General features: G+C 31.3%; 16 protein-coding genes and 1 tRNA gene. 4 read left to right on the top strand and 13 right to left on the bottom strand.

The window, feature by feature from the left end:
* Window positions 1-57 precede the first annotated feature (57 nt).
* The 7 genes from P8H50_RS09440 to P8H50_RS09410 form a co-directional block, all read right to left on the bottom strand.
* The gene (locus P8H50_RS09440) at window positions 58-1,101 is read right to left on the bottom strand and encodes a TonB-dependent receptor (RefSeq protein WP_300208234.1); all 1,044 of its coding nucleotides are present in this window, start codon (window positions 1,099-1,101) and stop codon (window positions 58-60) included.
* A gap of 49 nt (window positions 1,102-1,150) precedes the next feature.
* Window positions 1,151-1,471, bottom strand: coding sequence for a DUF6660 family protein (locus P8H50_RS09435; protein WP_300208231.1), 321 nt, complete (start codon window positions 1,469-1,471; stop codon window positions 1,151-1,153).
* A 50-nt stretch (window positions 1,472-1,521) separates the two neighbouring features.
* Window positions 1,522-3,051, bottom strand: a complete 1,530-nt coding sequence (locus tag P8H50_RS09430) for a hypothetical protein (protein WP_300208228.1) — start codon at window positions 3,049-3,051, stop codon at window positions 1,522-1,524.
* Window positions 3,051-3,314 (bottom strand): helix-turn-helix domain-containing protein, encoded by a 264-nt coding sequence (locus tag P8H50_RS09425; RefSeq protein ID WP_035325026.1) that lies wholly within the window; start codon window positions 3,312-3,314, stop codon window positions 3,051-3,053. Before P8H50_RS09425 ends, P8H50_RS09430 begins: the two co-directional genes overlap by 1 nt.
* A gap of 183 nt (window positions 3,315-3,497) precedes the next feature.
* On the bottom strand, window positions 3,498-4,748 hold the full coding sequence (locus P8H50_RS09420; protein WP_300208224.1) for a site-specific integrase: 1,251 nt from the start codon (window positions 4,746-4,748) through the stop codon (window positions 3,498-3,500).
* Between the two features lie 235 nt (window positions 4,749-4,983).
* A tRNA-Ser gene (locus P8H50_RS09415) sits at window positions 4,984-5,071 on the bottom strand.
* Between the two features lie 65 nt (window positions 5,072-5,136).
* On the bottom strand, window positions 5,137-5,370 hold the full coding sequence (locus P8H50_RS09410; protein WP_300208221.1) for a hypothetical protein: 234 nt from the start codon (window positions 5,368-5,370) through the stop codon (window positions 5,137-5,139).
* 274 nt (window positions 5,371-5,644) lie between these two features.
* On the opposite strand from P8H50_RS09410, the gene P8H50_RS09405 reads away from it, so the two are divergent.
* The 3 genes from P8H50_RS09405 (at window position 5,645) to P8H50_RS09395 (ending at window position 8,100) form a co-directional block, all read left to right on the top strand.
* Window positions 5,645-6,274, top strand: coding sequence for an NAD(P)H-dependent oxidoreductase (locus P8H50_RS09405; RefSeq protein WP_300208219.1), 630 nt, complete (start codon window positions 5,645-5,647; stop codon window positions 6,272-6,274).
* 70 nt (window positions 6,275-6,344) lie between these two features.
* Window positions 6,345-6,806 (top strand): thioredoxin family protein, encoded by a 462-nt coding sequence (locus P8H50_RS09400; RefSeq protein ID WP_300208217.1) that lies wholly within the window; start codon window positions 6,345-6,347, stop codon window positions 6,804-6,806.
* 100 nt (window positions 6,807-6,906) lie between these two features.
* Window positions 6,907-8,100, top strand: coding sequence for a DegT/DnrJ/EryC1/StrS family aminotransferase (locus P8H50_RS09395; RefSeq protein WP_300208215.1), 1,194 nt, complete (start codon window positions 6,907-6,909; stop codon window positions 8,098-8,100).
* Here the strand turns inward: P8H50_RS09395 and ribB are convergent.
* The 6 genes from ribB to tpx all read right to left on the bottom strand — a co-directional run bounded on the left by ribB (window position 8,097) and on the right by tpx (window position 15,918).
* Window positions 8,097-9,248 (bottom strand): 3,4-dihydroxy-2-butanone-4-phosphate synthase, encoded by a 1,152-nt coding sequence (gene ribB, locus P8H50_RS09390; protein ID WP_300208213.1) that lies wholly within the window; start codon window positions 9,246-9,248, stop codon window positions 8,097-8,099. The genes P8H50_RS09395 and ribB overlap by 4 nt on opposite strands.
* A 107-nt stretch (window positions 9,249-9,355) precedes the next feature.
* Window positions 9,356-11,866 (bottom strand): LptF/LptG family permease, encoded by a 2,511-nt coding sequence (locus P8H50_RS09385; protein WP_300208210.1) that lies wholly within the window; start codon window positions 11,864-11,866, stop codon window positions 9,356-9,358.
* A gap of 9 nt (window positions 11,867-11,875) precedes the next feature.
* The gene (locus P8H50_RS09380) at window positions 11,876-12,523 is read right to left on the bottom strand and encodes an outer membrane lipoprotein carrier protein LolA (protein WP_300208207.1); all 648 of its coding nucleotides are present in this window, start codon (window positions 12,521-12,523) and stop codon (window positions 11,876-11,878) included.
* A gap of 44 nt (window positions 12,524-12,567) precedes the next feature.
* Complete coding sequence (locus P8H50_RS09375; protein ID WP_300208205.1) at window positions 12,568-14,976, bottom strand: DNA translocase FtsK; 2,409 nt, start codon at window positions 14,974-14,976, stop codon at window positions 12,568-12,570.
* A gap of 71 nt (window positions 14,977-15,047) precedes the next feature.
* Window positions 15,048-15,419 carry a diacylglycerol kinase family protein gene (locus tag P8H50_RS09370; protein ID WP_300208202.1) on the bottom strand — a complete coding sequence of 124 codons (372 nt, stop codon included), beginning with the start codon at window positions 15,417-15,419 and terminating at the stop codon, window positions 15,048-15,050.
* Window positions 15,412-15,918 carry a thiol peroxidase gene (gene tpx, locus P8H50_RS09365; RefSeq protein WP_300208199.1) on the bottom strand — a complete coding sequence of 169 codons (507 nt, stop codon included), beginning with the start codon at window positions 15,916-15,918 and terminating at the stop codon, window positions 15,412-15,414. The genes P8H50_RS09370 and tpx overlap by 8 nt, the downstream gene beginning before the upstream one ends.
* 223 nt (window positions 15,919-16,141) lie before the next feature.
* Here tpx and katG point away from each other — a divergent pair, with 223 nt between their 5' ends.
* A complete protein-coding gene (katG, locus tag P8H50_RS09360; RefSeq protein ID WP_300208196.1) occupies window positions 16,142-18,337 on the top strand; it encodes a catalase/peroxidase HPI in 2,196 nt (731 codons plus the stop codon).
* The last annotated feature ends 40 nt before the right edge of the window (window positions 18,338-18,377 follow it).

Raw genomic sequence — 18,377 nt, 5'->3', positions numbered from 1 at the left:
AACAACACTTTGGGTTGTATATCTACACCATAAATTGAGTTTTGTATGACACCTAATTTACGAACGTAATCTTGTATATTGATGAATACCATCCGCACCACTTTCAATTTTTGTCATATCTCCACCAATTCTATCATCATACGTTCCGTTTAATCCAAACCAAAGTGTTGTTTTCTCTGATGGGTAATAAAACAATTTAGGATTAAATGAAATTGATGTTGTTTTTGGTAGATTGCTAAAGCCATCATCTTCTGGGTCGTATGCTTTTTGATAATGACCAGAACCATAAAGTGATACACCGAATTTTTCATTTCTTTTACTATAAAATACATTGGCTGTACTTCCTAACGCTTGGGTTTGAGTTAGCATAATATCTAATGCAGGTTCTTCATCTGGTGTTTTAGATACCATATTTACCAATCCTGCTATCGCACCTCCACCGTATAGCGTTGATGAACTTCCTTTGATTATCTCAAATTGTTGTAAGTCTAAAGGTGGGATTTGTAAAATACTTAACCCACTTGAGAAACCACCATATAAGGGAAACCCATCTCTTAAAAGTTGTGTGTACCTACCATCTAAACCTTGAATACGAATATTGGTACTCCCACTACTTAATGATGTTTGTTGCATTTGTATTCCTGTGCTTTCACGAAGCACCATAGAAATATTAGTAGGATTCATTATTGCTTTTTCTCCTAATTCCTCTGCACCTATAAACTCTATACGTGTCGGTATTTTTCTAACGGTTCTCGTACTTCTTGAAGATTGCAATACTACATCATCTAATTGATTGCCACCTTCTTTTAATTTAAAGACTAACGCTGTATTGCTTGGAATTTGAATTGTTGTCTCAAATGCTTCAAAGCCTAAAAAGGAAATTATTATTTGATGCTGACCATCTGGTATTTCTGTAAAAGTTGCAATACCATCAAAATCGGTTACTGCTCCTTTTTCTAATGCTTCAAAGTAAACCGTAGCACCAAATAAAGGCTCGTTTTCAGCTTCTGTTAGAACTTTTATTTGTATGTCTGATGTTTGTGCCTGTAACGATAGGCAAAGTATTAATATGAGCTTTATGCTCAATAGGTATTTATTCATTGAATTGTATTTGTAATTAACTAAATAATTGATTTAAAATCGATTTGTTTTAGCTGATTACTTGTGGCGGATGCCAAATATTGGAAAGGAAATTAAACCCGTAAATAGGTTGATATGTAGAAATTAACTCCGTCGAGATTTCAATATTAAGTTTTAAATCAAATGTCTTGATGGGTTCGTAAGTAATTGTCATACCGCAACAATTACAAATACAAGTTACAGGACAAGAATCGTCGCTATCTTCTTGATGATTATGATTTGTACTTATCTCGTCTTGATGCTGCTGGTCTTCTATATTTTGACCATCAGAACAAGGCTTTGCTGAAAGCAATAGTACTATTAAGGATAATATGATTGTTACAAATTTCACAATTACAAAGATAAAAATTTAATGATGCAATGGTTGTGCAATTATTTTATTTAAGCGACAACCTTTGCTTTCTCCTTTAAAGTTTCAAGATGCTTTACCATATTGCTTTTACACCATACCTCTGGCTCTAATTTAGGTGTGTGTCCTATCGCTTTGGTTAATTCCTCTGTCATTATAGCCTCAACAATATCTACATATTCTGCTGTGGTAGAAATACTATCGTGTATTGTAAATATTGGTGCATCTGGATATTCTATTGATATGCGTTTTGCTATAACATTTATCATTAAGTAACTCTCAATGCTCTGCAACAATCTTGGAAGTAATGATTTATCTTTACTCTTAATCTGTCTAAACACCTCATACACGTATGGGAACATCTCCTTAAACATCTTCTTTGGTTTTGCATCCTCTTGCCCCAAAAACCTATTATCTGTAAATAGCACTTGAAATACTGCTGTTTTTACTTCCTTACGGTTTGAGAATGTTTCACCTAAACGTAGACTAAATTGTTGTTCTAAAAACTCATAAAGTGTCCCACTCACCACAAGATTTGTATACTGACTAAACTCATTATTCATAAGGGTTTTATCAATATCTCCTAACATAATGTAAGAATCAGTATCGTGTACCTTTATGTGAGATATACTCAATCTATCATCAATCTTACCATCAACCTTATAATTATTATCATTTATACTATTAAAAGAATAAAAAGGTCGGTTTTTGGGGTCGTCGAATCTGATTGATAACTCTTTTTGTGTATTTGGCTCATTTTTTTGCTCAATCCAGAACGAGCGACTCAACAATATAGTGCTTAAATAAGGTTGGCTATTTTTAATATCTATCGAAATTAATTTTTGGCCATCATACGTTACTGCATTTCTGATAACGCTTCGCATATTAGTAAGATTGGAATGGAAGCGATATACATTATCATCGTGCAACAAATAATAATCTTTACGGCTTATTTTTTCTACGCTAATTTTTGCGTGATTTAATTGGTCAATAGGTCTTTTATATTTGACTTCGACCTTACCATAGTTATTAAACTTTTTGGATTGCCACAAAGATTTGTTGTCTTTCTTCAACGCATATTCTTCGGCTAAAAAATTATTGACGTAATCAATATCAATTTCTAATTTTTCATCAAACCATTTTGTTAGGTAGTTTAGATGGTTTACTGAAACTGCTCTATTGTTACGTTCAACTTTTAATTTCCTGTGAAATGTTTGGTCGCTAATAGAATGAATAGCTACTTCGCATCTGTATTCTTCAGTAAGTCTAAACCCTTTTGATTTTGAGCCAACAAAATATTGATTATCTGTTTCTATAATTTTCGCAACGTTGATAAGATAGTTTAAGTACTCTTTATAATTAGAGATTTTGTCCTGTAAGATTTTTGCACTTATAGATACAAAGTCATCATACATTAAATCTTTGTTGTAGAGTGTAAGCGCATTTATTAAATGAATAACATATAATAGCTTATCTCTTTTGTGTTTGTACTTTTTAAAATTAGGTGGGTAATCATAAACAATTTGGTCTATGTCTAAATTCTCTGGTATGTATAATCTCATTAAGCACTCTTGTTTTGGGTTAAAATTCTAACTACATCGTCATACTCATAGTACATTGTTTTACCCATTTTGGTAAAGGGTAGTGTACCATTGATTCGTAAATTTTGCAACGTACCTGGTGAGATATTTAATAGCTCACGTACGTCCGCTGATTTTAACCACTTTTTTTGCTCTGTTTGGCTTCCTAAAATTGTCTTAAGTTCTGTTATGATTTCCTGTTTTAGAGTCTTTAAATCATCCTTTGTAATTACTTCAAATGTCATTCTATATAAAAAATATTAATAGGTATTAACTACCTGATTTCTAACATACAATATACGCCAAAATCACCTTTTATAAATGAAAAGTTATTGACAGTTATTAACGAAATAGGTGAACTTTTTAACAAGAAACCACCTGTATTACAGGCAGTTTCAGGTATAAATCTCTATTTTTAGATTAAATTGTTATTGGGCTATCTTATTGGTGTTTGGTCGAGTATTTTTATCAGCAAACTTTTGTTTCAAAATTGCCATATCATCGCTTACTTTTCTATCCAATATTTTAGCATAGTGCTGTGTCGTTTTAAGTGATTTATGCCCTAACATTTTGCTTACTGATTCCATTGGCACACCGTTAGACAATGTTACAGTAGTTGCAAACGTATGACGAGCTAAATGGGTGGTTAAGTTTTTATTGATACCACACAAGTCTGCTATCTCTTTTAAATAGGCATTAGACTTTTGATTGCTCAATACAGGAAGTAAAACATCTTTTGTAACTGCCTCTGGATGATTCTCATATTTCTTTATAATTTCTAAAGCGGTTGGAAGTAGTGGAATGTTACTGCGTGTATCTGTTTTAGTACGCTTTGTCTTTATCCACTTATCTCCATCAATACCAAATACCAAATTGTCTTTTGAGAGCTTCTTAACGTCGCTGTATGCTAAACCAGTAAAACAGCAGAATATAAAAATGTCTCTTACTTGCTCTAATCTATTGGTGTGTAACTCTTTTTCGAGCATTGTTTGTATTTCTTCTTCTGAAAGGAATTGGCGTTCTACTTCTTTTAAACGTACTTTATAATTAAGAAATGGGTCTTTTTTAATCCAATCGTTTGCTATTGCTATACGTACAATCTTTTTAAAATTCTTGATATACTTGATTGTACTGTTATGTCCGCAGTTTCTAACCGTTTTTAAATAGAACTCAAAATCTGTGATATACTTGTGGTCAATTCTGTTTACAGGTATATCACTTACATTGTATTGAAGTTGCATAAACTCTTGTAGATGCTTACATACCGTTTTATAACGCTCTAAAGTTCCGGCTGAAAACTCTCTACCTACTAATTTTTCAACTTGTTTGTTGTGATTTTTAAAGATGGTTATAAGTGTTCTTTGTTTTTCCTCAACTCCTAAAAACTTGTTTTTAAGGGTTTCGGTAGTAACCTCTTTGTTATCTTGAATTAAGTCTCTTTGGCTTTGATATACTTTTGTAGTAAGTGAATCTAAATAGGCATTTAGTTCTCGTATATCTTCTGTTCTACCAATAGCTTTATTGGCTTCAACGCTCCATTTCTCAATCTCAATGGTACGTTTTGTGCTAATCTCTGTACGCTTACCATCTATGGTAATACGTAGGTAAATAGGGCATTTGCCCTGTGCATCTACTTTACTCTTTTTTAAGTAGAATAATAATCCAAATGTTTTGTTCATTCTGGTGACCTTTAATTATACATTAATTTACAAAATTTCGAGGTCTTTTAATTGATATATTGTTCTGATTTATAAACAGTTATAAACAATTAGGTGACCTAATTAAGGTTATAAAAAGGTCACCTAATAGGTCACCAACAGAATGGTTTTTAATACATATTTTGATGTTTTGGGTAAAATAAAAAGTCCCATAAACATTGAGTTTACAGGACTTTCGTCGATTTTGAATAAATCTTGGCGGAGAATGAGGGATTCGAACCCCCGGAGGTGTGACCCTCAACAGTTTTCAAGACTGCCGCATTCGACCACTCTGCCAATTCTCCTAGAGTGCATCTACAAGCTATTTGCCTATATGCGGCTGCAAATATAGTATCCTTTTTAGTTCTTTTCAAATAAATAATGCGATTTTTTCAAAATAATATTTAAAAATTGGAATAGCTTTCGTTTGTTTATTGATTGCTAAAAATTTAATGTGTCTTGTGATTATTAATTCTTTTTGATTAAGATGACATGTTTTCCAAATAAATAACAACTTTTGCACTTCAATTTGTGTTTTTAGTTTTTTATAAATTTTTGCAACGTGTTTTAGAATTGTTACCTCAGGAATTGTTTTTTCTATCAATTTTATATGTTAAAGTTGTTATATTTTTTTAGCTAAACCTAATCGCTCAAATAAAAGAAGCTTCATCATATTTAAAGTTTTTCTTCCAAAAATTGTGTTATAATTATTTATGATATTTGGAAATCTTGCTTTTGAATATTCCAGTTTCTCATGAGTTAATTAATTCATGAGTAGTTTTCAAATTCAGAAATAGTATTTTTAATTTCTTTAAGACTTTGTTCTTCTTTATTGCGAATGTAATTCTATTTTTGTAAAAAATTTATTACGCAATACTATGGAAATAATTAAAGCATTAAATTGGAGATACGCTACTAAATCTTTTGACAAAGATAAAATGGTAACTAAAGAGAAATTAAATATTTTAATAGAGGCTTTTAACTTAACAGCAACCTCTTATGGTCTTCAACCAATTAAATTATTGGTTATATCGAATAAAGAACTACAAGATAGTTTAGTTAAACACTCTATGGGTCAAAAACAAGTAGCTCAAGCTTCTCATGTGTTAGTATTTTGTATAGAAACTACAATTGATAAAATATATATTGATAAGTATTTTGAATTGGTTAAAGCTATTCGAAATACACCAGATGAGATTTTAGATCCTTTTAAAAACTTTTTGATAGCTGATTTTGAGAATAAGTCTAAAAAAGAAATTAATGAATGGTCAACAAAACAAGCATATATAGCACTAGGTAACTTGTTAACTGTATGTTCTATAGAGAGAATAGATGCCTGCCCAATGGAAGGTTTTGATTCTAATATGTATGATGAAATTTTAGATTTAAAATCAAAAGGTTTACAATCTGTTTTAGTTTTGCCTATTGGATATAGAGCAGTTGATGATTATATGGCTCAATTGCATAAAGTTCGTAAGGAGTTGACTGACAGTGTTATTACGGTTTAAATAATATACTGGTCTGATTATTGATTATATTTACATATTTTATATAATTGTAATGTATTAATTTTTTATTATGAAAAACCTATTAGTTTTAATATTGCTTTGTGTTTCTGTACAATCTTTTTCACAAGATGACGAATACTCAAATATTAATTGGTTAACTGATTTAGAAGAAGCTAAAGAAGAATCAGCTACTTCAAATAAGCCAATTTTAATTTATTTTACTGGTAGTGATTGGTGTCCTCCGTGTAAAATGTTAAAATCAGATTTTTTTAATTCGGAAGCATTTGAGAAAAAATCAGAAAATTTTGTTTTACTTATGGTAGATATGCCAAGAAGGCAGGATATTATTACAAAAGAACAACGTGTTAAAAATAAGAAAGTAGTAAACATCTATAATAAAAAAGGAAGTTACCCTAACCTAGTAGGAATAAATGCTAAAGGTAAAGTTTTGGGTGAATTGTCTGGATATACTTTTTTAAGAGAGACTGATAGACATTTTGAATTTATTGATGCAATCATACAAAAGAATTAGTTTTTATGTTTTATTAAAGTATTGCCTTTTAAACTTTGATTTGAGAGGCTTTTTTTATTAATGAAATTGAACTATTTTTGAATTAAATTAAAATAAATTTATGCCAGGATTTGAACGCTTTGGAGATTTAGAAAGAGAGGAATTAAAAGATGTTTTAGATAACGGTGTTTTAATGCGTTATGGTTTCGAGGGAATGCGAAATGGTCATTGGAAAGCAAAAACATTAGAGATGGAGCTAAAAAACACTTTAGAGTCTAATTATGTTCAGTTGGTTTCTAATGGAACATCTGCTGTATCTGTAGCATTAGCCAGTGCTGGAGTAGGTGCAGGAGATGAAGTAATTATGCCAACATTCACTTTTGTTGCTAGTTTTGAAGCCATACTAATGCTAGGAGCAATACCTGTATTGGTTGATATTGATGATACATTAGGGTTAGATGCTAAAGCCGTAGAAGATGCTATTACTTCTAAAACAAAAGTAGTAATGGCTGTACAAATGTGTGGAAGTATGGCAAATATGAATGCATTACAAGCTGTTTGTTCAAAACATAACTTATTATTAATTGAAGACGCTTGTCAAGCCATAGGTGGACGGTATAATTCTAAACCTTTAGGATCTATAGGTGACTTAGGTTGTTTTTCTTTTGACTTTGTAAAAACCATAACTTGTGGAGAAGGAGGAGCTGTAATTACAAATAATAAAGACTACTATATAAACGCAGATGGTTTTAGCGATCATGGTCATGATCATTTTGGTAACGATAGAGGAGCAGAATCTCACCCTTTTTTAGGCTATAATTTTAGAATATCTGAATTGCACGCAGCTGTTGGTTTAGCCCAGATAAAACGATTACCAGAGTTCTTGGCTGTTCAGAAAAAAAGCTATACAGTTTTAAGAGATGCTATATCTAAAATCCCAGAAGTTACCTTTAGAACCGTTCCTGATGGAGGAGAGGAAAGCTATGCGTTTTTAAATTTCTTTTTACCAAATCTTGATTCTGCTAGAAAAACTATAGATAATTTTAAAGAAAATGGTATTGATGCTTGTTGGCATTATTACGATAATAATTGGCACTATGTAAGAAAGTGGGATCACTTAAAAGAAGCGAAGTCTTTATTTCCCATATCTCAAGAGATTAAAGATGCATTAAATATATTAAGTGATAAAACCTTTACCCAAAGCGATCATTATATTGGAAGAAATATTTCATGTCTTATTAAACTATCTTGGACAACAGAAGAAGTTAAAGCAAGAGCATTTAAAATGGTTCAGTCTATAAAAGCATCAATTTAATAACTTACATACTCTACAATCTCTAAACCATAGCCAATAATACCAACTCGTTTTGTTTGTTGTGAATTAGAAATTAGTTTTAGTTTGTGTATGTTTAAATCGTGTAAAATTTGTGCGCCAATACCAAAGTCTTTAGCATCCATATTTATGGCTGGAGCCTTTTTTACCTGTCCTTCAACCTGATCTTCCTTTAAAAGACTTAATCGTTTTAAAAGGTTTAACGATTGTGATTGCTGGTTAATGAATAATAGAGCACCTTTGCCTTCTTGGTTTATTACACGAAACATATCGTCTAATTTTTCATCTGCATTATTAGTTAACGTACCTAATATATCATTGTTTACTAAGGTTGAGTTTACACGAGTTAATACAGGTTCATTTGTTGTCCAATCGCCTTTAGTTAATGCTATATGGACTTGATTGTTTGTAGTTTGTTGGTATGCACGTAGTCTAAAACGCCCAAACCTTGTTTCTATATTAAAATCTTCCTTTTTATCAATTAGAGAATCGTGATCCATTCTGTAAGCCACTAAATCTTCGATAGAAACTAATTTTAAATCGAATTTTTTAGCGACTTCTATTAGTTGTGGTAAACGTGCCATTGTACCATCTTGATTCATTATTTCTACAATTACACCAGCAGCATCTAAACCTGCTAAACGCGCGAAGTCTATTGCAGCCTCTGTATGGCCAGTTCTGCGTAACACACCACCTTCTTTGGCAACTAATGGAAAAATATGACCAGGTCTAGCTAAATCGAATGGTTTTGTGCTTTTATTTATTAAAGATTTAATAGTTAAAGCGCGATCACTTGCAGAGATTCCTGTTGTTACACCTTGTCCTTTTAAATCTACTGAAACTGTAAAAGCAGTTTCCATAGGATCTGTATTATTGGTTACCATCATATGCAAACCAAGATCCTTACAGCGTTCCTCGGTTAAAGGCGCACAAATTAATCCTCTTCCATGAGTAGCCATAAAGTTTATCATTTCTGGAGTTACCAACTCAGCAGCAGCAAGAAAATCACCTTCATTTTCTCTATCCTCATCATCAACTACAATAATAATTTTTCCTGCTTTAATATCGTTAATCGCTTCTTGAATGGTGTTTAGTTTAAAAGCCACTTTTGGTTTGGTTTTAGTAATCATTATAATACTTTTATAATGCAAATATATTGCTTAATTATGATTTATTAATTGAATAAAGATTTGATTTTTATATTTCAGAATAGTTTTAGTATTTAAAAAGCGCACTCTTATTTTAATTTATATTTTATAAAGTAAAATATACTAACTATTAATGAAATTAAACCCAATTGTAATAAAGCTGAGGCATATTGAGCCAAGTTGTTATTAGCAAAAACAAAATGAAGTATCACTAGAATTGCTGATAATATTAAAGTTCCAATTGAGAGTTTAACTAATGTGTTATTAATTTGCTTTGTTGTATTAAAGGTAGCGTCTTTAGTTGTACTATTGTTTTTTTGAAACGTATTTTTAAAAGCAGCTAAAGATTTTAAAACCTGTTTTTTTTCGTTATTGTAATTTACATAGTAAAATAGACTTACTATTGACGAAACAACACTTAATTGTATAGCAGCTAAAGCATATTCAGGCAACTTGTTATTTGCGAATATAAAATATAAAACCACGAGCATAGCAGCTAATATTAAAGTTCCAATTGAAGCTTTAAAGAGCAACTTTGTTTTTTTATTTAATGTTTTATTAAGTGTTTTTTCTGTGGATTCAGGTTTTTTAACGGCTTCAGAAGTGCTAGAATTATTAAACTCTACAGCGTTTAAATCTTTTTTTATTTGTTTTTTCTGAATAAAATAGAAGATAAAATAAAGCGGAAAGCCAATTAAAGAAAATAGAATCCCATATATGCTATTATTCTTTCCTAAGTGTTTATATAGGTTTGTGTGTTTTGAAAACGATTTTGCTAAAGCAAATATGAATGTTAAAAAAATAATAATACCAATAATAAAAACAATATTACCAATACCAGATAATTTATTATTAATTAGTACTCTTCCTACAATTATAAAAAGCATTCCAATACCATATAATATGAATGCAAGTTTAGAATCTTCAACATAATCGTTTTTTAGCGTACTAGCTTCTTCAAGAAAATCTTTATTTAAATGGCCAGCCATTTTAAGCTCTTGTCTTGTAATGCCTCTAGATATTAAAACAGAAATTGCTGTGTTTTTATGTTCTACTGTGTAGTCAAAATTTCTATAATTTCTTACAATCGCTATAAGCTTGTTGTCGTCTAATTTGTTAAGAATATTATAATCATTAGAATCTACATTAAACACTCTTGTGCTAAATTCTGTTTTCTTTGTTTTAATTTTGAAGAATTTTTTAAGTGGTTCTAATAAACCATCTGTTTCAAATAAACCTCTGTCTTTTGTTGCTCTTGTTGTTAAATAGATACTTAGTGGTAGCATGATTAGTGTAGAAAACCATGTTGCTAAAGCTGGATTAAAAGAACCATCTTTAGCACTGTTTTTAGCAAAAATACCAATAAAATGGTAGCTTAAAAAGAGTACAATGGCAATTACCATAGGTAATCCTAAGCCTCCTTTTCTAATTAAGGCGCCTAAAGGAGCACCAACAAAAAATAAAATAATACATGCTATTGCTAGAGCAAATTTTTCATGCAACGCAATAATATGTTTGTTTAACCAAATAGTTCCACCTTTTAAATTAGTTTCTTTTGCAGTTATAATTTGTTCTGTACTAGATACTGCATTTATAGCATAATCTAAAAGTTGTACTTTTTGTTTAGTATTAAAAAGGTCTATAATTGTTCCATTATAGATAGTGTCTTTTTTTGTGTTTACAGAAAGATTTAAAGTACCAATGTTAGTTCTATTATAGAGTGTTGTTCCAAATTTTTCATATTCAATTTCACGCTGTATAATAAGAGAATCTGTTGTGTAATTTAAATCTCCAATAGCAAGCATTGTGTATTTGTTATCGGTGTTTTTTTCATCTAAATCTACAGTGTTTAGTTGCGATAAATCTATATTCATCGTATATTTTGCAAATTCACTTTTTAAAAAAGGGTTCTTTATTTTGTCTTCATGTTTTTTTGGAGGTGTATCATCATAATAATAACCATCAAAGAGTACAAGTTTTAAAATATCAGAGTCTTCAGCACTAACCAGTTCACCAGTTTTTGCTACAATAGTTTTATGGTTTCCAGGTTTTTTAATTTGTCCTTGATGTATCACAACATCTTCTAAATATTGTCCACGATCACCAGTTTTATTGGCTACTTTAATATTAAAATTATCACCAATTTGGTTAAATTGTCCTTTAGCAATAGCCATGGCAGGTTTAACTTTTGCAATGTTTTTTCTCAAGTTATAACTTTCGTATTCTGCTCTTGGAATGATATTATTACTAAAAAAGAAAGTAATAATACTTAGTATTACTATAAAAACGCTAAGACTGGACATAGCACGTTGCAAGGAAATACCAGTAGATTTCATCGCAGCAAACTCATAATTTTCGGCAAAATTACCAAAAACCATAATAGAAGATAGTAATATTGTAAGTGGTAAAATTAAGGGTATTAATGTAGGTGTAATGTAGAAAAGAAACTTTAAAACGGTTAAAACATCTAAGTCTTTACCAGCTAATTCTTTAATATATAGCCAAATAGCCTGTAATACAAAAATCAGCATGAGTATAACAAACACGCTGATAAAAGTTTTTAGATAAGAAGTTAATATGTATTTATCTAATATTTTCACTAAGTGTACCTAATCTAAATCTGTGTTATAAATATTATAACCTTCATATTTACTTTTGTCAAATGTAAACAAGGTTTTCGAGATAGGTTCGTTAGTTTTAAAAGAATTAACAGTTAGTGTAGTTTTTGTTCCATTATTACCAATTTGTATAAGATTATAGATATGTTTTGTTTCTGCATCTATACCAAGAAGAATATATTTAAAACTTGCATTAGAGTCTATAGGAGTTAATTTTAAATATTGAATTTTTCTACCTTTTATATTCTGAACAATATCCATTTTATAAACAAAGCCTGTTTCATAAAACAGAAGCATTTTACTTGGTGTTATGTCTCCTTCTTCGTTTTCATCTTCTGTAGAAACAGTTATTTCATTATCGCTTGGAACTATTGTGTATAACTTTTTTCCATCAAATATTCTTGTAAAACCATTAAAATTTAATCTATACTTATCTCCCGAAAGTACAACATCTCCTCGTGTTTCTTGTCTCATGTTTTCAGAAGTATTTTCCAAAACATTTTTAAAATCTAATGAGATGTTTTCATAACTTTTAACTTTTGAAGAAACTTCATTTAAAAGGTTTTTTGCTTTGCTATCATTTTGTGCAAATGCTACTGTTGAAATAATTAAAGCGAGTACTAATACTGTTTTTTTCATTTTAAAATTTAAATTTTAAAAGCTTCCTAAAAATGGAATACTTTTTATTGACCTTCATTTTCTAATAATTGATCGAGAGCGATTAGATCTGTTACTAAAACTTGTCTCGCTTTACTACCTTCAAAACCACCAACAATACCAGCAGCTTCAAGTTGATCTATAATTCGACCTGCACGATTGTATCCTAATTTTAGTTTACGTTGCAATAATGAGGCCGAACCTTGTTGTGCTGTAACAATAATTTCAGCAGCTTCTCTAAATAGTTTATCTCTATCTTCTATATCTATATCAAGACTCGTGCCATCGTCGCCACCAACATATTCTGGAAGTAAATAAGCATTAGGATATGCTTTTTGAGCACCAATAAAATCGACTATTCGTTCTACTTCTGGTGTATCTACAAAAGCGCATTGAACTCTAATCATGTCGTTGCCTTGCGTATAGAGCATATCTCCACGACCAATAAGTTGGTCTGCTCCACCAGCATCTAAAATAGTACGAGAATCTATTTTACTAGAAACTCTAAAGGCTATACGTGCTGGGAAATTGGCTTTAATAATACCAGTAATTACATTAACCGATGGTCTTTGCGTTGCAATAATTAAGTGAATTCCAATGGCACGTGCTAATTGTGCTAGACGTGCTACAGGAGTTTCTACTTCTTTTCCTGCGGTCATAATTAAATCAGCAAACTCATCGACCACTAAAACTATGTAAGGTAAGTAAGCATGACCATCGTTAGGATTTAATTTTCGCGCTTTAAATTTAGCGTTGTATTCTACAATATTACGACAGAGTGCGTTTTTAAGCATTTCGTAACGGTTGTCCATTTCTATACAAAGTGAGTTAAGCGTATTAATTACTTTAGTATTATCAGTAATAATAGCCTCTGCTTCATCTGGTAATTTTGCTAAATAATGTCTTTCGATTTTATTAAATAAAGTAAGTTCTACTTTTTTAGGATCTACTAAAACAAATTTAACTTCAGCAGGATGTTTTTTGTATAATAACGAAGTTAATACAGCATTTAATCCAACCGATTTCCCTTGTCCTGTAGCACCAGCCATTAACAAGTGTGGCATTTTTGCTAAATCTATTACCAGCGTTTCGTTACTAATTGTTTTACCAATAGCTATTGGTAAATGCATATCTGTATTCTGAAATTTTTGTGATGCTATTACAGATCGCATAGAAACAATGGTTGCATTTTTATTTGGTACTTCTATACCTATAGTTCCTTTTCCTGGAATAGGAGCAATAATTCTAATACCTAATGCAGCTAGAGATAGTGCAATATCGTCTTCAAGATTTTTAATTTTTGAAATTCTAATGCCTGCATCTGGAACAATTTCGTAAAGCGTTACTGTTGGGCCAATGGTAGCTTTAATGCTCTGAATACCAATTTTATAATTGTTTAACGTTTCAACAATTTTATTTTTATTTTCTTCAAGTTCTTCTTGGTCAATTTTTATACCTTCAACATCGTATTTCTTTAGTAAATCTAAGCTTGGAAACTGAAAATTGCTAAGTTCTAAAGTTGGGTCAAATTGACCAAAATCGGCTACTAATTTATCTGAAAGGTTATCAGTTTCAGATTTTTCTTCGGCAAATTCCTCAACTTCCATTGCTATTTCTTCTTTTTCGTCTTTTGGGATTTCTACTTCAAAAGTGGTCGTTGGCTGTTGATGTTTCTTAAGTTTTGGCTCTTCAATTTTAGAATGATTACTAATTGTAGGCTCTGTAGTTTCAACATTAATTTCAAATGCTGTTTTAATTGCTTCAGCCTCTTCTGTTAATGCATTATCAATAGGAATTATTGTTTTGTCTGAGGCTTCCGTAAATTCTGATTTTATATCTTTTTTTGCACTTCTAAAAAGAGCACCAATACGTTCTGGTGAAAAACCAAATCTTATGGCTAGATAGGTAATTAAGACAAAAACGAGTAATAGTACTATACCAATTTTACCAATATGATGTTCTAGAAAAATATTTAACTCAAATCCTATAGTGCCAGATAAAACTCCAATTTTTGAAAAAATAAATCCAAGTAATATAGAAGTCCATATTACTATAAGTGTTCCCCAAAACCAATGTTTAAAAAGCTTTTCTTTTTTTAAATCTAAAAGAATATAAATTCCAGAAATAATAAGCAGTCCAGAAAAAATAAAAGAAGAAATACCAAAACCACGTTGTATGAAAAAATCACTCAGCCAAGCACCTGTTTGGCTAGCCCAATTTTGCGTTTCTACTATTCTTGAAGGGAACTCATTAATAACACTTTGGTCTGCTTTTCCTGTAAAAAGAAAAGATAAAAATGAAATAAAAATTAGAATTCCTAAAAGCATTAAAAGACTACCAAAAATAAGCTTTTGCTGACTGGTTAATTTAAAACTTGGTCTTTTAAAAGACAGCTTTTTTTTGGTGGTTTTAGATTTTGCTTTTGCTTTGGACATTTTATGTTTATGTGACGTAAAAATACAAATAACTAACGTTATTCCTAATTAGTAATTGTATTTAAATGCGATTAAAAAAATTTAGGAATATAAATAATACAACCTATAATAAAAGCAGCCACAGCAACTATAAAAACGGCTCCTGCGGCTAGATCTTTTATCAAGCCAATTTTTGGATGATGTTCCGGATGAATAAAGTCTGCTATTTCTTCAATAGCAGTGTTAACACCTTCTATTGCCATAATTAATGCTATAACTAAAATTTGTATGCACCATTCTGTTGGCGAAAGCCCAACATAAAATCCAGCAACAGTCATTAAAACTCCAATAAACAATTGTACTTTTAAACTAGCTTCTGTGGTTATTAATAGGTAAGCACCTTTAAACGCAAAGCCTATACTTTTAATTCTGTTTATTAAAAAGGAATCTTTTTTTTTACTCATCTAAAAGCGCATATAAAGAGGCTTTATAATTGGGTTCGTCTGCAACTTCTTGAACTTGCTCAGTGTATTTTACAATCCCATTTTCATCTAAAACAATTACACAACGTGAGTGTAAACCTTCAAATGGACCATTAGCAAACTCTAGTCCATAGTCTTTACCAAATTGGCCAGTTTTAAAATCGGACAACATCATTACATTATCAATACCTTCTGCACCACAAAATCGAGCTTGAGCAAATGGTAAATCTCTTGAAATGCATAAAACTCTGGTGTTTTCCATTTCTGCTGCTTCTTTGTTAAAAGATCTAACAGAAGTTGCACAAGTGCCAGTATCTACACTTGGAAAAATATTTAGTACTACTTTGGTGCCTTCGAAATCTGCTAATTTCTGGGTAGATAAATCACTAACTGTTAATATGAAATCTGGAGCTTTTACTCCTACTTTTGGTAAGTTTCCCGTTGTTTCAACTGGAGTTCCTCCTAATGTTATTTTTGCCATTTTTTTGTTTTTATTTAGTGAATGTTAAAAATAAACATTCTACTTAAAATTTATACCTAAGAATCTAATATTTTTATTAAAACCAATAACTAATTACTATTTAATAAATTAATTATATAGTTTATAACTATAGTTAGATAATCTTATTCAATTTATATTTATGTGGAGTTAAATATATAATTGTTTAAATTTACAAATAATAAGAATACAAAAACACACATTTATGGAACACAACAATAATGGAGACACAAGTAAATGCCCTTTTTTAAGTGGCGATCAAAAACAAACTGCAGGCCGTGGAACAAGTAATCGAGATTGGTGGCCTAATGAGTTGAAGTTAAATATCTTACGCCAAAATGCATCAAAATCTAACCCAATGGGAGACGATTTTGATTATGCTGAAGCTTTTAATAGTGTTGATTTTCAAGAGTTAAAAAAGGATGTTATACATTTAATGACAGATTCTCAAGATTGGTGGCCAGCAGATTATGGGCATTATGGACCATTTATGATTAGAATGGCATGGCATAGTGCTGGTACTTATAGAGTAGGAGATGGAAGAGGAGGCGCAGCTTCGGGTTCGCATCGTTTTGCACCATTAAATAGTTGGCCAGATAATGGTAATTTAGATAAAGCTAGATTATTATTATGGCCAGTAAAAAAGAAATATGGAAATAAAATTTCTTGGGCAGATTTAATGATTCTTGCAGGAAATTGTGCTCTAGAATCTATGGGTTTTCCAACATTTGGATTTGCAGGAGGACGAGCAGATGTTTGGGAACCAGAACAAGATATTTATTGGGGAAGTGAAACAGGTTGGTTAGACAACGATAACCGTTACGATACAAGTGATGGAGATTTAGAAGGTCATTTAGGTGCTGTACATATGGGATTAATTTATGTAAATCCCGAAGGCCCAAACGGAGAACCAGATCCATTAAAATCTGCACACGATATAAAGATTACTTTTGGACGTATGGCAATGAATGATGAAGAAACCGTTGCTCTAGTTGCAGGAGGTCATACATTTGGTAAAGCGCATGGTGCTGCAAATCCAGAGGAATATGTTGGTACAGAACCTCATGGTGCCAGAATTGAAGAAATGAGTACAGGTTGGAAAAATTCTTTCAAAACAGGTGTTTTGGACGATACTATTACAAGTGGATTAGAAGGTGCATGGACACCAAATCCAACACGTTGGGATAACGAGTATTTTGATGTGCTTTTAAACTACGATTGGGAATTAACAAAAAGTCCAGCAGGTGCTTACCAATGGACACCAACCGCAGCTTCTAACGCAAAAAGAGCGCCAAAAGCTGGAGATGCTAATAAAACACAAGCCCTAATGATGTCTACAGCAGATATGGCTTTAAAAATGGATCCTACGTATTTAGAAATCTCTAAGCGTTTTCATAAAGACCACAAGGCTTTTGAAGATGCTTTTGCACGTGCATGGTATAAATTAACGCATAGAGATATGGGACCAGTATCTCGTTATTTAGGTCCAGAAGTACCACAAGAAGAATTAATTTGGCAAGATCCAATACCAACAGTAGATTATAAATTAACTGAAGATGATATTGATACACTTAAAAATAAGATTTTAGATTCTGGATTATCTATTTCACAAATGGTATCAACAGCTTGGGCTGCTGCTTCAACTTACAGAGATTCAGATAAAAGAGGAGGAGCTAATGGAGGTCGTTTACGACTTGAGCCTCAACGCAGTTGGGAAGTTAATAATCCAGAAGCATTAAATAAAGTACTTGAGGTATACGAAGGTATTCAACAAAGCTTTTCTAAGGTATCAATGGCAGATTTAATAGTGCTTGCTGGAAATGTAGGTGTAGAACAAGCAGCAAAAAAAGCTGGACATTCTATTACTGTTCCTTTTTCTCAAGGTAGAGGTGATGCTTCTCAAGAACAAACAGATTTAGAGTCTTTTGGGTATTTAGAACCTTTAGCAGATGGTTTTAGAAATTATATGAATGCTAAATTAAATGTAGCTGGTGAAGATTTATTGATTGATAAAGCAAACCTGTTAAATTTATCTATTCCAGAAATGACTGTTTTAGTTGGTGGTTTAAGAGTTTTAGGTGCTAATTATGATGGTTCAAAAAATGGTGTATTTACAGATAATGTTGGTAGTTTAACTAATGATTTCTTTACTAATGTTCTTGATTTTTCATTAACATGGAAAGCAGCTACAGCTGAAGATAAAGAGTTTATTGGACGTGATAGAAAAACAAATGCTATGAAATTTTCTGGAACACGTGCAGATTTAATATTTGGTTCAAATACAGAGTTAAGAGCAGTTTGCGAAGTATATGGAGCAAATGGTGGACAAGAACGTTTTGTAAATGATTTTGTAGCAGCTTGGGCAAAAGTGATGAATCTAGATCGTTTTGATTTAAAGTAAATAATGTACAGGATACATTATATTGATTAATAGCAAAAAA

Source organism: Lacinutrix sp. (assembly GCF_029238095.1).
In the GTDB taxonomy this organism is placed as follows: Bacteria; Bacteroidota; Bacteroidia; order Flavobacteriales; family Flavobacteriaceae; genus Lacinutrix.
The sequence above is the reverse complement of the archived record's forward strand: the minus strand, read 5'-3'. Positions and strand labels throughout refer to the sequence as shown.